Below are 17,014 nucleotides of genomic sequence, written 5' to 3' on the forward strand. Positions count from 1 at the left end.
GCAAAATTCGGGGGCGCTTCGCGCAAGCACAGCCCGGGATGCTCGGCAACGTGGTGCTCGCCTCTGGTGGCTCTTGCAGCCCGCCAGCGGGATTCGGCCTCGACAGGACCCACCCTTGCAGGTGGGCGACTTGTTTGACGGAGAAACTTTCACATGGGCACTTTGCTGATCCACAACGCTTGCGCTATCGCGACGTTCGACAACACCAACCCCGCGCACGCCACCGAGCTGCGCGACGCATCCATCTACATCGAAGGCAACCGCATCGCGTTCATCGGCGCCACCGCCGACCTGCCCCCGCAGGCCCTGCAAGCCGACGAGGTGATCGACGCCTGCCACCACCTGGTAACGCCGGGCTTGGTGAACACGCACCACCACATGTACCAGAGCCTCACGCGGGCGATACCCGAGGTGCAGAACGCCGAGCTGTTTGGCTGGCTGCGCGGGCTGTACCCGATCTGGGCTGGCCTGACGCCCGAGATGGTGCAGGTAAGCACGCAGATTGCCATGGCTGAGTTGCTGCTGAGTGGTTGCACCACCAGCAGCGACCACCTCTACATCTACCCCAACGGCGTGCGGCTGGACGACAGCATCGAAGCTGCCGCCGAGATCAGCATGCGCTTTGTGGCCACGCGCGGCAGCATGAGCGTGGGGCAAAGCCAAGGCGGCCTGCCGCCGGACCGCGTGGTGGAGCGCGAAGACTTCATCCTCAAAGACACGCAGCGTCTGATTGAGCAGTACCACGATGCATCGCACGGCTCGATGCTGAACGTGGCCGTGGCGCCCTGCTCTCCCTTTAGCGTGAGCCGCGACCTGATGCGCGAGTCTGCATTGCTGGCTCGCCAGTACGGCGCGCGCCTGCACACCCACCTGGCCGAGAACGACCACGACCTGGCGTACTCCAAAGAGAAGTTTGGCTGCACACCCACCCAGTACGCCCAAGACCTGGGCTGGCTGGGCCATGACGTGTGGCACGCGCACTGCGTGAAGCTGGACGACGAGGGCATCAGCCTGTTTGCTGCCAGCCGCACCGGCGTGGCGCACTGCCCCTGCAGCAACATGCGCCTGGCCAGCGGCATTGCGCCCGTGCGCAAGATGCTCAATGCGGGTGTGCCGGTGGGCCTGGGTGTGGACGGTAGCGCCAGCAACGACGCGGCGCACATGGTCAACGAAGCGCGCCAGGCCCTGCTGCTGGCCCGCGTGGGCCGCGCCATGCAGCCGCCTGAAGTGCGCGACGGCAAAACTTTCTTTGGTTGCGACCTGGGTCCGGCCGAGATGACGGCGCGCGATGCGCTGAGCGTGGCCACACGCGGTGGCGCGCAGGTGCTGGGTCGCAGCGACATTGGCCACCTGGCCGCGGGCATGTGCGCCGACCTGGTGCTGTTTGACCTGGACACACTGGGCTTTGCCGGTGGTGCCGTGCACGACCCCGTAGGCAGCCTGCTGCTGTGCGCCAGCCCACAGGCGGACTACACCGTGGTCAACGGCCAAGTAGTGGTGCGCGAAGGGCATCTGGACACCGTGGACCTGGGCCCGCTGATGGAGCGGCACAACCGGCTCGCGTTGCAGCTGGCAGCCAGCGCGACCTAGCGCACCAGGCAGGGGCTCTTGGGGTTAAACGCCCAGCCCGGAATCAGGTATTGCATGGCCATGGCGTCATTGCGCGCGCCCAGGCCATGCTGCAGGTACAACTGGTGAGCCTTCTCCACTTCCGCCATGTCCAGCTCCACACCCAGGCCGGGCGTGGTGGGCACGGCAATCTGCCCACCCACGATCTGCAGCGGCGCCTTGGTCAGGCGCTGGCCGTCTTGCCAGATCCAGTGCGTGTCGATGGCGGTGACCTTGCCGGGTGCGGCGGCAGCCACATGCGTGAACATGGCCAGCGACACATCGAAGTGGTTGTTGGAATGCGAGCCCCAGGTGAGGCCCCAGGTCTGGCAGACCTGGGCCACGCGCACGGAGCCCTGCATGGTCCAGAAATGCGGATCGGCCAGCGGAATGTCGACCGACTGCAGCGCCAGCGAATGCGCCAGCTCGCGCCAGTCGGTGGCGATCATGTTGGTGGCCGTGGGCAGGCCGGTGGCGCGGCGGAATTCGGCCACCACCTCGCGGCCGGAGAAAACACCTTCGGCACCACACGGGTCTTCGGCATAGGCCATCACGCCATGCAGGTCGCGGCACAGGCGCACCGCGTCCTTGAGCAGCCAGCCGCCGTTCGGGTCCAGCGTGATACGGGCCTGCGGGAAGCGTGCATGCAGCGCGCGGATGGCCTCCACTTCTTCTTCGCCGCGCAGTACGCCACCCTTGAGTTTGAAATCCTGGAAGCCGTAGCGCGCATAGGCCGCCTCGGCCAGGCGCACCACGCCCTCGGCGTCCATGGCTTCTTCGTGGCGCAGGCGTTTCCAGTCGTCAGCCTGGTCGGGTTCGCTGGCGTAGGGCAAGTCGGTCTTGCTGCGGTCACCCACGTAGAACAGGTAACCCAGCACGGCCACGCTGTCGCGCTGCTGGCCGTCGCCCAGGAGGGCCGCCACAGGCACGTTCAGGAACTTGCCCAGCAAATCTAGCAACGCGCTTTCCACCGCCGTCACCGCGTGGATGGCAATGCGCAGGTCAAAGGTTTGCAGACCACGCCCACCGCTGTCACGCGCCGCAAAGGCCTCGCGCATGCGGTTGAGGATGGCGTTGTAGTTGCCGATGGGCTGGCCCACCACCAGGGCGGCGGCGTCTTCCAGGGTCTGGCGAATCTTCTCGCCGCCGGGCACTTCGCCCACGCCGGTGTTGCCGCTGCTGTCAGTCAGGATGACGATGTTGCGGGTGAAGAACGGGGCGTGCGCACCGCTCAGGTTCATCAGCATGCCGTCATGGCCCGCGACGGGAATGACTTGCAGGGCGGTGATGGTGGGGGCGCGTTGCGTGGCGCCAGACTGGGGGGTAGTCATGGATTAAGTCTCCTCAGCGAGGCGCTCGACACGGCACCCCTACAAGTCAGACATCATACAACTAAACCGCGTCGGGTTGCGACTTTCGCAGGCGGTCTTTGCTGTTCGCCAAGTGCGTGCGCATGGCCGCGCGAGCGGCATCGGCGTCCTGGTTGCGAATGGCGTTGAAGATGTATTCGTGCTCACCATGCACACGGCGCAGGTAGTTCAGCCGGCCTTCGGGCGCACTGCTGGCGGTGTTCACCCGGGTGCGCGGAATGATCATGGTGCCCAGGTAGGTCATGAGGTCGGCAAAGTGGCGGTTGCCTGTTGCTCTGGCCACTTCCATGTGGAAGCTGAAGTCCGAAGGCACGGCGTCCGAGTCCTCTTCAATGGAGGTCTGGAACGCATCGAGCGTGGCTTGCATGGCTTGCAGATTGGCATCGGTGCGGCGCTGGGCAGCCAGGCCGGCGGCCTCTGTCTCCAGGCTGATACGCAGCTCCAGCAGGGCGATCACGTCGGCAATGGTGGCAAAGTCGACATCGGCAATCTGGAAGTTGCCACTGCTCTGCGGCGCCAGCGCAAAGGTGCCCACGCCGTGCCGTGTTTCCACCAGGCGGTTGGCCTGCAGGCGTGAAATGGCCTCGCGCACCACGGTGCGGCTCACGTCATAGCGGGCCATGATTTCGGACTCGGTGGGCAATTTATTGCCCGGCTGAATCGCGCCTTCGCGGATGCTGGCGGCCAGACTTTCCACCACTTCTTGCACCAGCCCACGGGCACGGCGCGGACGCGGCGTATCCCCTGCATCGGCAGGCGACGGTTGCGCGACAGCGGCTCTAGGGGTTTGCACTAGGTCCATGGAAAAGCCCTTGACTCGGTTGGAACAGGTGTTGACAATTTAACACATCAGACAACATACAACTGACAAGGCAGCGATAAATTTCATGACCATCAAAGTACACCACACTTTGCTGATGACCGGCGCAGCAGGCGGTTTGGGCACGGCAATGCGGGACCGCCTGAAGGCCAATTGCGAAGTGCTGCGCCTCTCTGACCGTGCAGATTTTGGCCCCGCACGTGCAGGCGAAGAAGTGATGCTGGCCGACCTGGCCGATGCCATGGCCGTAGAAGCCATGGTGAAGGGCGTGCAGGCCATCGTGCACTTTGGCGGCATTTCCGTCGAAGGTCCGTTCGAGCCCATCCTGCAAGCCAACATTCTGGGCGTCTACAACCTGTACGAGGCCGCACGCAAACATGGTGTGAAGCGCGTGGTGTTTGCCAGTTCCAACCATGTGACCGGTTTTTACAAGCAAAGCGAAACCATCACGCTGGACCACCCTGCCCGCCCCGACAGCCTGTATGGCGTGAGCAAGGCGTTTGGTGAAGACCTGTCGCGCATGTACTTTGACCGCTATGGCATCGAAACGGCCTGCGTGCGCATTGGCTCCTCGTTTGCCGAGCCCAAAGACCGCCGCATGCTGGCGAGCTGGCTCAGCTTTGATGACCTGCACCGCCTGGTAACCGCTTGCCTGACCACGCCCATCCTGGGCCACACCGCCATCTTTGGCATGTCCGACAACGCCGTAGTCTGGTACGACAACAGCGCAGCCCACCATGTGGGCTATGTGCCGCAAGACAGTTCAGACCCGTTTCGCGAGGCCATTTATGCCCGCACGCCACAACCCGACATTACCGACCCTGCAGCTATTTACCAGGGTGGCGGATTTCTGTTCCAGGGCGAGCCCATGACCGCCCACAAGGCTGGCAAGTAAGCCAACCATGAGCACAGCCGCCATTACCATCAGCACCGCACGCGACCGCGTGGGCGAATCGCCCGTGTGGTCGGTGCAGGCGCAGGCCTTGTACTGGGTGGACATTGAAGGCCAGCGCATCCACCGTCTGGACTGGGCCAGCCGCACGCAAAGCAGCTGGACTCTGGCCGAACGCGTGGGCTGCATTGCGCTGAGCAACCGTAGCACCGTGATTGCCGCGATGGAAAGCGGCATCTACGAGGTGGAATTGCAAGACGCCCCCATGGCCCGCGTAACGTGCCTGGCCACCGTGGACCACCCGCAGCCCGGCATGCGCTTCAACGATGGCCGCTGCGATGCGCAGGGTCGTTTCTGGATTGGCACCATGGTGCGCGACATGTCGCTGGCCAGCCCTGCTGGAGGCATCTATTGCCTGGACACGCAAGGCCTGCGTGGCCCGGTGCTACAGGGGTACATCACGCCCAATGGCATGGCCTTCAGCCCCGATGGGCGCACCGCCTACCTCTCGGATTCCCACCCCAGCCGCCAGACAATCTGGACGCATGCATTTGACAGCGCCAACGGCACCTGGGGCCCGCAGACCGAATGGATAGACATGAAGCCCCTGCCCGGCCGCCCCGATGGCGCGGCGGTGGACGCCGAGGGTTGCTACTGGATCTGCGGCAACGACGCCGGCCAGGTGCACCGCTTCAGCCCTGCGGGCGCCTTGCTGCAGTCCATCGCCCTGCCCGTCAGCAAGCCTGCCATGTGCGCGTTTGGCGGCCCCGAACTGCGGCACCTGTTTGTCACCTCCATCCAGCCTGCACAACCCGCCCCCGGCTTCGACGCCACGCTGGACGGTGCAGTGCTGGTGTTGGAGCCCGGCGTGCAAGGGCGGGCCGAGCCCCTGTTCACCCAATTTCCCGTTCCCGTTCCATCCCACTAAAACCATCCACAGGAGACATCATGAAACTGGTACCCACCCTTATCGCCACACTGCTGGCCAGCATTGGCATGGCCAGCTACGCCACCGAGTTCAAGTCGGCTGACATCCACAACTCGGACGAATACCCCACCGTCACTGCTGTGAAATTCATGAGTGATGAGCTCAAGAAATCCACCGGCGGCAAAGACAGCATCAAGGTGTTCAACAAGGGCGCCCTGGGCACCGAAAAGGAAACCATCGATCAGGTGAAGATCGGCGCGCTGGACATGGTCCGCGTGAACATCAGCCCGATGAACTCCATTTGCGCCAAGACCAATATCCCGGTGCTGCCCTTCCTGTTCCGCTCAGTGGACCATTTGCACAAAGTGTTGGACGGCCCCATCGGCGACGAAATCGCCAAGGACTGCGAATCCCAAGGTTTCGTGCTGTTGGCCTACTACGACTCTGGCGCACGCTCTATCTACAGCAAGAAGCCCATCAAGTCGGTGGCCGACACCAAGGGCATGAAGATTCGCGTGCAGCAGTCCGACCTGTGGGTGGCACTTACAGCCGCCATGGGCGCCAACCCCACTCCCATGCCCTTTGGTGAAGTGATGACCGCCCTCAAAACCGGCATTATTGACGCCGCTGAAAACAACTATCCCTCCTATGGTTCGGGCAGTCGCCACTATGAAGCAGCCAAGTACTACAACAAGACCGAGCACTCCATGGCCCCCGAGGTGCTGCTGTTCTCCAAGGTCATCTTTGACAAGCTGAGCAAAACTGAGCAAGACCAGATCCGCGCTGCGGCCAAGGCGTCGGTTCCCTTCAACCGCCAGGCCTGGGCCGCCTACGAGAAAAAGGAATACGACATGGTGAAGGCCGCCGGAACGGAGATCGTGGAAGTGGACAAGAAGTCCTTCCAGGATGTGATGGGCCCGGTCTACGACAAATTTGCCAACACGCCCGACATGAAGCGTCTGGTGAAAGCCGTTCAAGACACGAAATAAGCCGTGTCTCCTCAACTTCCCGCTCAATGAGCGGGAAGTTTTTCCTCTTCACCGGAGCTGTTCATGTATACCCGCTTCTGTGCCACCCTCTCCAAGCTCAGCCTGATGCTTGCGGTGGCTGGTCTCATCGTGCTCATCGCCTGCGTGCAATACCAGGTGATCGGGCGCTACATCTTCAACGACACCCCCACCTGGGCCGAAGCATTGGCTTTGCTACTGGTGCTCTACATCACCGCACTGGGCGTGGCGGTGGGCGTGCGTGACGCTGGCCACATCGGCATGGACTCCATCATCAGCCTGCTGCCCGAACGCATGCGCCTGAAACTGGAAATCCTCATCCACATTTTGGTGGGCATCTTCGGCGCCCTCATGGCCTACAACGGCTTCATCTGGGCCGTCTTGAAATGGAACGACCAAAAACCCTTGCTGGCCATTCCGTCCAGCATGGACTACGTGCCCCTCGTCATCGCTGGCGTGCTGGTGGTGCTTTTTACGATTGAACATGTGATCGCCCTGATTCAGGGCAAGGAAGTGGTGCCGGCATGGAACTGATTGTTTTGGGTGTGAGTTTCGGCGTGCTGCTGCTGATCGGTGTGCCTGTGGGCTTCGCTGTGGGTCTGTCCTCTGTGGCAACCATCGTCAGTGCCGGCCTGCCAGTCGCTGTGGTGTTTCAAAAGATGGTGGGAGGCATGCAAGTGTTTTCCTTCCTGGCCATCCCCTTCTTCATCTTCGCGGGTGAACTGATGCTGCACGGCGGCATTGCGCAGCGCATCGTGCGTTTTGCCAATAGTCTGGTGGGTCATGTACGCGGTGGCCTGGGCATGTCCAACGTGTTGGGCTGCACGCTGTTTGGCGGCGTTGCAGGTTCGCCCGTGGCCGATGTGTCCGCCATGGGTTCGGTGATGATTCCGCTGATGAAGAAGGAGGGTTATGACACCGACTATGCGGTGAACGTGACCACACATGCCTCCTTGGTCGGCGCGCTGATGCCCACTAGCCACAACCTGATTTTGTACACCCTGGCTACCGCGGGTATTGCATCCGTCAGCGTGCTCGGCATGATCATGGCCTGCATCGTCCCCGCATTGCTGCTTACCGGTCTGAACCTGCTGGCCGCCTACGGAGTTGCCATCAAGCGTGGTTACCCCACCCGCGGTGCTTTCTCCGGTTGGAAGGAAGTGGGCAACAGTTTTGTCGCCGCACTGCCTGGCCTGCTGGTCGTGGGCATCATCCTCACTGGCATTTTGACGGGCGTGTTCACGGCCACCGAATCTGCTGCGACTGCGGTGCTGTGGGCGTTGGTGATCACAGGCATTGTGTACCGCTCGCTGTCGTGGGAGGACTTCATCAAGTCCTGCGCCAAGGCCTGCAAGACCACCGGTGTCGTGCTGTTTCTGATCGGTATCTCCAACGCCTTTGGCTACTTCCTGGCGATGTACTCCGTGCCCGAACGCACGGGCGATCTGATGAGCAGTGTCACCCAAACGCCGTGGATGATCTTTCTGATGATCAACGTCGTGCTGTTCCTGCTAGGCACCTTCCTGGACATGGCCCCCACGTTGCTGATCTGCACGCCCATCTTTTTGCCAATTGCACAGAAGTTTGGTATGGACCCCTCGCAGTTTGGCGTGCTGATCCTCATCAACTGTGCCCTGGGCCTGAACACACCACCGGTGGGCACCACGCAGTTTGTGGGGTGTGCAATTGGTGGCATCTCAGTCGGCGAGGTCATGCGTTCCATCTGGCCCTTCTATGGCGCGCTGCTGGCCTGCCTGGCACTGGTGACCTATGTGCCCGCTTTCTCGCTGTGGTTGCCCAACCTGATCCTGCACTGACAGAAACGCGTCCGACGTCTTGACTCTGGAGAAACCGTATGAAAAAGCAACTGATCACTTTGCTGCTAGCGACTGGCACCTGCCTGAGTGCCATGGCCTGGCCCGACAAGCCCATCACGCTGGTCGTGCCATTTCCACCGGGGGGCTCCACAGACCAGATCGCGCGCATTCTCTCGACCAAAATGGCCGAAAAGATGGGTGGCGGCGTTACCTTCATCGTGGACAACAAGGCGGGCGCCACCGGCACCATCGGGGCCGGATACGTTGCACGTGCGCCAGCCGATGGCCATACGCTGCTGGTCTCTTCCTTGGGCCCCTTCGTGATTGCGCCCCATTTGATCAAGGTGAACTACGACGCGCTGAAGGATCTGGACCCGATCACGATCGCGGTGCAGGCGCCCAATGTGCTGGTGGTGCCCGCAGCCTCCGAGCGGAAATCTGTGGCCGAAGTGATTACCTACCTGAAAGCCAATCCGGACAAGATGAGCTTTGCCTCTTCGGGCAACGGCAGCAGTGACCACCTCACTGCCGAACTGTTCTGGCAACAGACCGGCACCAGCGGTGTCCACGTCCCCTACAAGGGGGGTGGCCCGGTGATGACCGACCTGCTGGGCAACCAGGTGGAGTCGTCGTTCATGAACATCAACACCGCCATGCCGCAGATCAAGTCTGGCAAGTTGCGGGCGCTGGCCATCACCAGTGCCAAGCGTTCGCCGCTGCTGCCGGATGTACCTACGCTGGAAGAAAGTGGCGTGAAGGATGCCAACGTGAACTCCTGGCAAGCCTTGGCCGCTCCCCGGGGGCTTCCCGCCGACGTGAAGAAGCGTCTGCTGGATGCGGCAGTGGCGGCGATCAAAGACCCCTCCGTGGCTCCCAAGCTGCAGGAACTGGGCTTTGAGCTGGTACTCAATACGCCAGAACAGTTTGCAGCCTTCCAGGCCCTGGAATACGCGCGCTGGCAGAAGCTGATCACCTCCCGCAACATCAAGGCGGATTAACCACCCTATGTCTTCGTCACCCAGCCCGAGCATGGAAACACCACGCAGCATCCAAATGCATGCGGCGGACAACGTGGCCATTGTGGTCAACGATGGCGGTCTGGCCGTGGGCAGCGTGTTGCCCGACGGCCTGGTGCTGGTGGACCGTGTGCCGCAAGGCCACAAAGTAGCGCTGGTGGCCATTGCCAAAGACGCTGCGGTGCTGCGCTACAACGTGCCGATTGGCTACGCGCTGAAAGACATCCCCGCAGGTGCCTGGGTGCACGAGCGCCTGCTGCACATGCCTGAGGCGCGTTCGCTTGCCGACCTGCCGCAATCCACGGCCCCCGCATGGAACGCCGAGCCGCTGACGGGCTACACCTTTGAGGGCTACCGCAACGCCGATGGTTCGGTGGGCACGCGCAACATCTTGGCCATCACCACCACCGTGCAATGCGTAGCGGGTGTGGTGGATTTTGCGGTGCAACGCATCAAGGCCGAGCTGCTGCCGCGCTATCCGAATGTAGACGACGTGATTGGCCTGGAACACAGCTACGGCTGCGGCGTGGCCATTGATGCGCCCGACGCCATCATCCCGATCCGCACCCTGCGCAACATCAGCAAGAACCCCAACTTTGGCGGCGAAGTGATGGTGGTCAGCCTGGGCTGCGAAAAGCTGCAGCCCGAGCGCCTGCTGCCACCTGGCAGCATCCCCTTGCAAGCCAATGAGGCCCTCGATGTGGTGTGCCTGCAGGCCGAGAAGCATGTGGGCTTCATGTCCATGATTGATTCGGTGCTGGCCTCGGCCGTGCCGCACTTGGAGCGGCTCAACGCCCGCCAGCGCGAAACCATTCCCGCCAGCGAACTGGTGGTGGGTGTGCAGTGCGGTGGCAGCGATGCGTTCTCGGGCGTGACCGCCAACCCCGCGGTGGGCTTTTGCACCGACCTGCTGGTGCGCGCCGGTGCCACGGTGATGTTTTCCGAGACCACCGAAGTGCGCGACGCGGTGGAGCAGATGACCGCGCGCGCGACCACGCCCGAGATAGCCGATGCCATGGCGCGCGAGATGGCCTGGTACGACGCCTACCTGGGCCGTGGCCAGGCTGACCGCAGCGCCAACACCACGCCAGGCAACAAGGCCGGCGGCTTATCCAACATTGTTGAAAAAGCCATGGGCTCCATCATCAAGTCCGGCACGGCGCCCATCAGCGGCGTGCTGTCACCGGGCGAGAAGCTGCAGCACAAGGGGCTGATCTACGCTGCCACACCCGCCAGCGATTTCATCTGCGGCACGCTGCAGCTGGCAGCGGGCATGAACCTGCATGTATTCACCACCGGCCGTGGCACGCCCTACGGCTTGGCCGAGGTGCCGGTCATCAAGGTGGCCACGCGCACCGACCTGGCCCGCCGCTGGCACGACCTGATGGATGTGAACGCGGGCCGCATTGCCGATGGCGAAGCCAGCATTGCCGATGTGGGCTGGGAACTGTTCCACCTGATGCTGGAAGTTGCCAGCGGACGCAAAAAAACCTGGGCCGAACACTGGAAGCTGCACAACGCACTGGTGCTGTTCAACCCGGCCCCCATTACCTGACCGAACCGATTACCCAAAGGCTATGCCATGACCTACCCCACTCCCTACCGCCCTTTCCCCAACCAGTTCAAGAAAGACCTGCTGGCCGGCAAACGCCTGATCGGCTGCTGGTCGTCGCTGGCCAGCCCCATCACCGCCGAGGTGCTAGGCGTGGCCGGCTTTGATTGGATCCTGATGGACGGCGAGCACTCGCCCAACGACGTGATCACCTTTGTGCCCCAGCTCATGGCGCTAAAAGACAGCGTGAGCGCGCCGTTTGTGCGCCCCACCAGCAACAACGAGGTGGAAATCAAGCGTCTGCTGGATGCGGGTTTCTACAACTTTCTCATTCCCTTTGTGCAAAGCGCGGACGAAGCACGGCGCGCTGTGGCCGCCACGCGCTACCCACCGGAGGGCATACGCGGTGTATCGGTGTCCCAGCGCAGCAACCGCTATGGCACGGTGGCCAACTATTTCCAGGAAGCCAACCAGCATATGTGCGTTGCCGTGCAGATCGAGAGCCGTGCGGGCGTCGCCGCCAGCGGCGAGATTGCAGCGCTGCCCGGTGTGGACTGTGTGTTTGTGGGCCCCTCCGATCTGGCCGCTGGTTTTGGCCACCTGGGCAACGCTGCCCACCCGGAAGTGCAAGAGGCCATCGCCCACGTGTTTGCCCAGGCCAAGGCCCACGGCAAGCCCACGGGCATCCTGGCGCCCGTGGAGGCCGACGCACGCCGCTACATGGACATGGGCGCAACCTTTGTGGCCGTGGGTAGTGACCTGGGCGTGTTCCGCTCGGCCACCCAAGCCCTCAAAGACCGTTACGCCGCTTAATTTTTTATCTTCACCACACGACTATGACCACACTCGGATTCATCGGCCTGGGCATCATGGGCGCCCCCATGGCCGGCCACCTGCTGGCCGCGGGCCACACCGTTTACCTGAACACACGCAGCGCCGTGCCGCAGCCCTTGCTGGACGCGGGCGGCCACGCCTGCGCCAGCGCGCAAGAGGTAGCGCAAAAGGCCGACATCATTTTCCTGATGCTGCCCGACACACCAGACGTAGAAACCGTGCTGTTTGGTGAGGGCGGCGTGGCCGCGGGTCTGAGCCAAGGCAAGACCGTGGTGGACATGAGCTCCATCTCGCCCGTGGACACCAAGGCCTTTGCGGCAAAGATCAACGCGCTGGGCTGCCAGTACATGGATGCCCCCGTCTCGGGCGGCGAAGTGGGCGCCAAGGCGGCCAGCCTGACCATCATGGTGGGCGCGTCCGAAGAGACCTTCGCCAAGCTGCTGCCCTTGCTGCAACTGATGGGCAAGAACATCACGCTGGTGGGTGGCAATGGTGACGGCCAAACCTGCAAGGTGGCCAATCAGATCATCGTGGCGCTGAACATTGCCGCAGTGGGCGAAGCCCTGCTGTTTGCCAGCAAGGCCGGTGCCGACCCCGCCAAGGTGCGCCAGGCGCTGATGGGTGGTTTTGCCGCCTCGCGCATTCTGGAAGTGCATGGCGAGCGCATGGTCAAGCGCACCTTCAACCCGGGCTTCCGTATTGGGCTGCACCAGAAAGATTTGGGCCTGGCCCTGAACGGCGCCAAGGCCCTAGGCCTGGCTCTGCCGCAAACCGCTGGTGCTGCGCAACTGATGCAGGTGTGTGCTGCCAATGGCATGGCCAATCTGGACCACTCTGCCCTGGTGCGCGCCCTGGAGATCATGGGCGCACACGAAGTCGCCAAGGCCTGACGCCCCGCGGCCGGTGACCCGGTAGGATGTAGCCCATGCCTACCCTGAACACCATCCTTACCTTCTTCGGCGCTTCGGTGCTGCTGACCCTGTCACCCGGCCCGGACAACGTGTTTGTGCTGCTGCACTCTGCAGTGCATGGGCGGCGCGCGGGCCTGCTGGTGGTGCTGGGTCTGTGCAGCGGCCTGCTGTTTCACACGGCTGCCGTGGCGCTGGGCCTGGCCGCCGTGTTTGCCGCTTCGGCCATGGCATTCACCGTGCTCAAGCTCTGTGGCGCGGGCTACTTGCTGTGGCTGGCCTGGTGTGCCTGGCGTGCGCCCGTGGGCATCATGGACAGCGACACCTCGCCCCCCATGACTGCGGCGCAAACCTTTGGCCGCGGCGTGCTGATGAACCTCACCAACCCCAAGGTGGCAATTTTCTTCCTGGCGTTCTTGCCGCAGTTTGCCGACCCGCAGCAGGGCAATATGGCGCTACAGATCAGCATGCTGGGCGGCGTCTTCATCTTGGCGGCACTGCTGACCTTCAGCACCATTGCCTGGTTTGCCGCCGGCTTTGGCCAGGTGTTCAAGCAATCGCTGCGCGCGCAACGCATCCTGAACCGCGTGGCTAGCGTGGTGTTTGTGGGCTTGGCGCTGCGGCTGGCGACGGCGCAGCGTTAGGGCTTTCTAAGTTAAATACAGGCACGACAGATAGCACACCCGATAGTTGCTATCTATTTTATAGCTACTCGCGCATGATCTGCGGGGGCTATGGCCCACTTTTACCCCCAATCCTCATCGAATAAGACCCGTCCAAGACAAGCGCCTATTCCAATGCCACTGCCCGCCTCGGTATCTGCGTGAGGATTGGACCTTCTGTTTCACTGAGCGACGGCAATTGATTTCAGACTGAAAGCAGTCGTCTCATGCGGCTGATTCGACATCGACAATCGACCCATACCTGACGTTGTGGTCGTCGAAATCAACGCCTGATAGCCGCCATCCGAGGTGCGATGCCATTTCGTAGTCGATGACCGCTAACGGGATGACAGATCTTCAAAGTGGTCGTCGAGTGACGACCACAAGCAGACAGCCATCTGCGGGGCCCGGCTGACTCCTTGAATCCAAGATCGGTCGTTCGGAGGTCTAAGAATCGAGGAAAAAAAATGGTCTTGATTGAAGTGTCACGCACCGCATAGTCATGCCTTCGGCGTGAGCTCTTCGACTTCATCCAATTCCTCGCCGTAGCTCAGTCTGCGCAATGCAATCGACGCCTCGGCTGACCTAACCTCAGCGGCGATCCGCTGGTCGAGATAGTGAATTTGCAAGGCGGCAAAAGCCTTTACAGTTTCGCTCTCGTCCCGGAGCCATGGCTCTAGCAAGGCCTTGCGTTGGGCATGCAGATCCGCGAATCCAAACTCGCCGGAGACCACGCCCGACTCTTGCAGTACGTACTTCGCCTGGTTGAACAAAGGGCTCTCGACCTCTATCGCAGCCACGATGCTTCGGACGTGGTCATAGACGACCTCCTTGCCTTCAAAGGCTGACAGGACAGCGAGCGCGAAGGCAAGGTCGTTTTTGTTCCCATTTGCAATGACTTGGGAAAGCCTCTCGCTAAGGCCATTGGCTAAGTCTGGGAACACAGATGCCAGCAGCCTTCCGCCGTCAAAGGAGAAGTGCAGCGAATCCGCGTCGAACCACCGGCGTGCCCCCGCTAGCATGAGGTCGGGCACCGCAGCGAGTGGGCCTTGAAGGTCGTGAACGCTGAAGGGGACCGCGTCGTACCCTTCTGGTGCCTGGCCCGTCAACTTGAAGGCTTGCCGCCGCCCGAGAAAGTCGATGACACGCCCTGGCCACCGCCTAGCGATGGACACCGCGATGTCTTCGCAGGCGTATTCGAGGTGGGGATATGGGAGCAACGCATCGAGCACAACATCTGCTTGTTGTTCGTCGAGCGCCTCGATGATGGACCTGTTCATCCACGTCACCCAGGGCATGCGCAACCAACTGAAGTCACGAGCTTCAGACAGGTAGCGAAGTGCTGGAAGAAATACTCGCTCGATGAGCGTTCCCGGATGCTTGTTGTATTGGTCTGCGCAGGCGAGTAGCGCATTGCGCACTCCTCGTGAGTTGCTATGCCTGAGCGCGCTTTGTGCTGCGCGGAGTAGCAACGCTTCATCGAACGGGTCCGCTGACCGGAGGAACCATGTGATGTCGTCGACATACCGACCCTCTTCCAGCCAGCCATTGACCCTGGCAAGCCCGTCCTCTCGCCGAGCGCTCACAAAGAGCCCTGCCAACATGCCAGGCAGAAATTTGCCTAGCGGTCCATCTATCTTGTCGATGTAGGCCAACACTGTTGCCGGTTGCTCTTCGGAGAGCTTAGCGATAAACCTCCCAAATACGGGGAAGGTCGCAGCATCGTCGGATTCGATGCTCGCGTAGCGATTTAATTTGTGGAACCACTCGTCGGCGCTGTCAGCGTTGACGGACGCCAGAAGTGCAGTCACCTGCTGGGTCCGATATGCTTCGACCTCGGCGTACTGAAAGGCGTCGTCTTCCCATGCGGGCGGATACACGCAGTCGAACCCGACTAGCGTCTTGAAGGCGACGAAGTCCGGATCGGCATTGACGGCATCACGAAAGGCAATCGCTGCGGCCTTCACATTAGCTTGCCCTGCGACAAGATTCTCGTCTTCGCGCATGCCTTCGGGTAGTTTGATGTACATCCGATAGTTGCGATGCACTCGTGTCTCGGTAGCTTGCCTGAGAGACAGGCCGAGCGTGGGAGCAACCTCTGCCTCAAAGGAAATGATGGAGCAGGTGTCGTCCATAACAAGGCGGGCAAGCGCGTTGCTGTAGCCGCCTCCCATCGCAGGGCGAGTGGCGGCCTGCAGCGCGAAGAGCACGTCTCGGCGTTCCGCTTCGTCCTCGCTCAATGCGAATTGATACTTCAAGAGGTCAAGCGCCTTCTTCCGAGTGTCGCGAAGCGCGTCGGAGGCTACCACCGTTCCGCGATGAAAGGTCACGGCATTGGAAGTGTTCGTGGTGCCAGTCACCTCGGCACCAAGTACCTCGCTCAGCATTGCGGTGAGGAGTTTCACCGCACCGCGCCGCTCGTCATCACCAAGTTGGTGAATGCTGTCGACAAGAACAGCCTGCGCCGCCGGACCGTGCGTGCGCCAGACCTCCATGTGGTGCCTGGCGAGTGATTTGCCGAGTTCAATGAGAGGCTTTCTCTCGACCTCGTCGGATGCCCAACCATAGAGAGTTCGGAGCGCGTCGAACGTGGCCTCTATGTCGATGTACCGATAGCGCGTCAGGACCTTAGCGATTGCCGAAACGATGTCAGCAAAGGTCTTGGCGGGAATCTCACCGTATGGCGTTTCTATTGCGATCGGCCGCGTTACGCGAGCGACATCGGCAGCTACAACGAGCCGCTCGACCACATGCGGGTACACGTTCTCCAGATCATCGTAGAAAGGGAGAACGCTTTCCGAAAACGTTTCAAGCGCTTTTGCACGTGCGTTGTTGTCCTCCGCGTGAACGACGGCCTCCAGTGCATCTCCATCAAAGAGATCTTTACCATCAACGAGCCGCTTGAAATCCTGTGCAATCTGTTGAAACTCGTAACCGGCAGGGAGAAGGTACTTGCGCGCGACCCTGCGTAATCGTTGCTTGATGCTATCGAATTGTTTGGCACCGAACTCGCCAAGCTCCGGCGCTTTGTAGATGGTGTCATGCGCCATCTCCGCCCACGCATGGTTGAGGATGGTTTGCACCTGAACCTCACATCGCATGCCCGCGAACGAAGCGTATTCCGGCAGCGCCACCCGCTCGGAACGGAGAGCTACCAGGTAGTGATTGGAGATGTAGAGGTCTGAGGCATCCTCTGCGTCTCTCCGAGGATGATGGAGCTTGACCTCTAGAACCTCGAAGTTCTGGTCGATGACGCCTGAGTTCATGAACCGAGTGACGTCGCTGTTGGTATAGAAAACGAGGCGACAGCCCGCCAGATCCTTGATGTCCGTCTCAAGGTTCGTGGTGCCCTCGATCAGACGGTCCTGCAGCTTCTTTTGCAACGAGGCTGGACTCTTTGCCCGCTTGGCCACCTGCTGCAGCCGGTAGCCACCTTCGCGTTCAATCGCGGCCACCAGGATGGTGGCAACAGTCCCTGCAAGGGATGCATAGGCCGCCAGCCCCTGGCGCTCATAGTGTTCGAAGTTCATCCGATCCCCATCCATTTGACTGCATTCCAAGGCGTTGCGGCTGGTCGGCGAGCCACCAGGAGACATTCAC

General features: G+C 61.6%; 14 protein-coding genes. 11 read left to right on the forward strand and 3 right to left on the reverse strand.

What is annotated here, in order from left to right:
* Positions 1-153: 153 nt before the first annotated feature.
* A complete protein-coding gene (locus AC1DZ5_RS01025; protein WP_477885151.1) occupies positions 154-1,590 on the forward strand; it encodes an 8-oxoguanine deaminase in 1,437 nt (478 codons plus the stop codon).
* On the opposite strand, the gene gudD is transcribed toward AC1DZ5_RS01025, so the two are convergent.
* Positions 1,587-2,939: a glucarate dehydratase gene (gene gudD, locus AC1DZ5_RS01030; RefSeq protein ID WP_477885153.1), complete on the reverse strand. Its 1,353-nt coding sequence runs from the start codon at positions 2,937-2,939 to the stop codon at positions 1,587-1,589. The genes AC1DZ5_RS01025 and gudD overlap by 4 nt on opposite strands.
* Positions 2,940-3,000: 61 nt before the next feature.
* Entirely contained in the window at positions 3,001-3,780 is a 780-nt protein-coding gene (locus AC1DZ5_RS01035; protein WP_477885155.1) for a FadR/GntR family transcriptional regulator, read from the reverse strand.
* Between the two features lie 85 nt (positions 3,781-3,865).
* Between AC1DZ5_RS01035 and AC1DZ5_RS01040 the strand changes: the two genes are divergently transcribed.
* From AC1DZ5_RS01040 to AC1DZ5_RS01085, 10 genes are all read left to right on the forward strand, one after another.
* A complete protein-coding gene (locus tag AC1DZ5_RS01040) occupies positions 3,866-4,693 on the forward strand; it encodes an NAD-dependent epimerase/dehydratase family protein (protein WP_477885157.1) in 828 nt (275 codons plus the stop codon).
* 7 nt (positions 4,694-4,700) lie between these two features.
* Positions 4,701-5,618, forward strand: a complete 918-nt coding sequence (locus AC1DZ5_RS01045; protein WP_477885159.1) for an SMP-30/gluconolactonase/LRE family protein — start codon at positions 4,701-4,703, stop codon at positions 5,616-5,618.
* 20 nt (positions 5,619-5,638) lie between these two features.
* A complete protein-coding gene (locus AC1DZ5_RS01050; protein WP_477885161.1) occupies positions 5,639-6,607 on the forward strand; it encodes a TRAP transporter substrate-binding protein in 969 nt (322 codons plus the stop codon).
* Between the two features lie 63 nt (positions 6,608-6,670).
* The gene (locus AC1DZ5_RS01055; protein WP_477885163.1) at positions 6,671-7,159 is read left to right on the forward strand and encodes a TRAP transporter small permease; all 489 of its coding nucleotides are present in this window, start codon (positions 6,671-6,673) and stop codon (positions 7,157-7,159) included.
* The gene (locus tag AC1DZ5_RS01060; RefSeq protein WP_477885165.1) at positions 7,150-8,442 is read left to right on the forward strand and encodes a TRAP transporter large permease; all 1,293 of its coding nucleotides are present in this window, start codon (positions 7,150-7,152) and stop codon (positions 8,440-8,442) included. Before AC1DZ5_RS01055 ends, AC1DZ5_RS01060 begins: the two co-directional genes overlap by 10 nt.
* 38 nt (positions 8,443-8,480) lie before the next feature.
* Positions 8,481-9,440, forward strand: coding sequence for a Bug family tripartite tricarboxylate transporter substrate binding protein (locus AC1DZ5_RS01065; protein WP_477885167.1), 960 nt, complete (start codon positions 8,481-8,483; stop codon positions 9,438-9,440).
* A 7-nt stretch (positions 9,441-9,447) separates the two neighbouring features.
* Positions 9,448-11,013 (forward strand): galactarate dehydratase, encoded by a 1,566-nt coding sequence (garD, locus tag AC1DZ5_RS01070; protein ID WP_477885169.1) that lies wholly within the window; start codon positions 9,448-9,450, stop codon positions 11,011-11,013.
* A gap of 27 nt (positions 11,014-11,040) precedes the next feature.
* Positions 11,041-11,823, forward strand: coding sequence for a 2-dehydro-3-deoxyglucarate aldolase (garL, locus tag AC1DZ5_RS01075; protein WP_477885171.1), 783 nt, complete (start codon positions 11,041-11,043; stop codon positions 11,821-11,823).
* A 23-nt stretch (positions 11,824-11,846) separates the two neighbouring features.
* Complete coding sequence (locus AC1DZ5_RS01080) at positions 11,847-12,734, forward strand: 2-hydroxy-3-oxopropionate reductase (protein ID WP_477885173.1); 888 nt, start codon at positions 11,847-11,849, stop codon at positions 12,732-12,734.
* A 35-nt stretch (positions 12,735-12,769) separates the two neighbouring features.
* Entirely contained in the window at positions 12,770-13,396 is a 627-nt protein-coding gene (locus tag AC1DZ5_RS01085; protein WP_477885175.1) for a LysE family translocator, read from the forward strand.
* A gap of 518 nt (positions 13,397-13,914) precedes the next feature.
* On the opposite strand, the gene AC1DZ5_RS01090 is transcribed toward AC1DZ5_RS01085, so the two are convergent.
* Positions 13,915-16,944, reverse strand: a complete 3,030-nt coding sequence (locus tag AC1DZ5_RS01090; RefSeq protein ID WP_477885177.1) for a RelA/SpoT domain-containing protein — start codon at positions 16,942-16,944, stop codon at positions 13,915-13,917.
* Positions 16,945-17,014: the final 70 nt, after the last annotated feature.

This window comes from Rhodoferax sp. P1_F3 (assembly GCF_056405715.1).

What these genes read in the sequence shown, in the direction of transcription:
- AC1DZ5_RS01025 (WP_477885151.1), top strand. Translation starts at nt 154, where the DNA reads ATGGGCACTTTGCTGATCCACAACGCTTGCGCTATCGCGACGTTCGAC.
- gudD (WP_477885153.1), bottom strand. Translation starts at nt 2,939, where the DNA reads ATGACTACCCCCCAGTCTGGCGCCACGCAACGCGCCCCCACCATCACC.
- AC1DZ5_RS01035 (WP_477885155.1), bottom strand. Translation starts at nt 3,780, where the DNA reads ATGGACCTAGTGCAAACCCCTAGAGCCGCTGTCGCGCAACCGTCGCCT.
- AC1DZ5_RS01040 (WP_477885157.1), top strand. Translation starts at nt 3,866, where the DNA reads ATGACCATCAAAGTACACCACACTTTGCTGATGACCGGCGCAGCAGGC.
- AC1DZ5_RS01045 (WP_477885159.1), top strand. Translation starts at nt 4,701, where the DNA reads ATGAGCACAGCCGCCATTACCATCAGCACCGCACGCGACCGCGTGGGC.
- AC1DZ5_RS01050 (WP_477885161.1), top strand. Translation starts at nt 5,639, where the DNA reads ATGAAACTGGTACCCACCCTTATCGCCACACTGCTGGCCAGCATTGGC.
- AC1DZ5_RS01055 (WP_477885163.1), top strand. Translation starts at nt 6,671, where the DNA reads ATGTATACCCGCTTCTGTGCCACCCTCTCCAAGCTCAGCCTGATGCTT.
- AC1DZ5_RS01060 (WP_477885165.1), top strand. Translation starts at nt 7,150, where the DNA reads ATGGAACTGATTGTTTTGGGTGTGAGTTTCGGCGTGCTGCTGCTGATC.
- AC1DZ5_RS01065 (WP_477885167.1), top strand. Translation starts at nt 8,481, where the DNA reads ATGAAAAAGCAACTGATCACTTTGCTGCTAGCGACTGGCACCTGCCTG.
- garD (WP_477885169.1), top strand. Translation starts at nt 9,448, where the DNA reads ATGTCTTCGTCACCCAGCCCGAGCATGGAAACACCACGCAGCATCCAA.
- garL (WP_477885171.1), top strand. Translation starts at nt 11,041, where the DNA reads ATGACCTACCCCACTCCCTACCGCCCTTTCCCCAACCAGTTCAAGAAA.
- AC1DZ5_RS01080 (WP_477885173.1), top strand. Translation starts at nt 11,847, where the DNA reads ATGACCACACTCGGATTCATCGGCCTGGGCATCATGGGCGCCCCCATG.
- AC1DZ5_RS01085 (WP_477885175.1), top strand. Translation starts at nt 12,770, where the DNA reads ATGCCTACCCTGAACACCATCCTTACCTTCTTCGGCGCTTCGGTGCTG.
- AC1DZ5_RS01090 (WP_477885177.1), bottom strand. Translation starts at nt 16,944, where the DNA reads ATGAACTTCGAACACTATGAGCGCCAGGGGCTGGCGGCCTATGCATCC.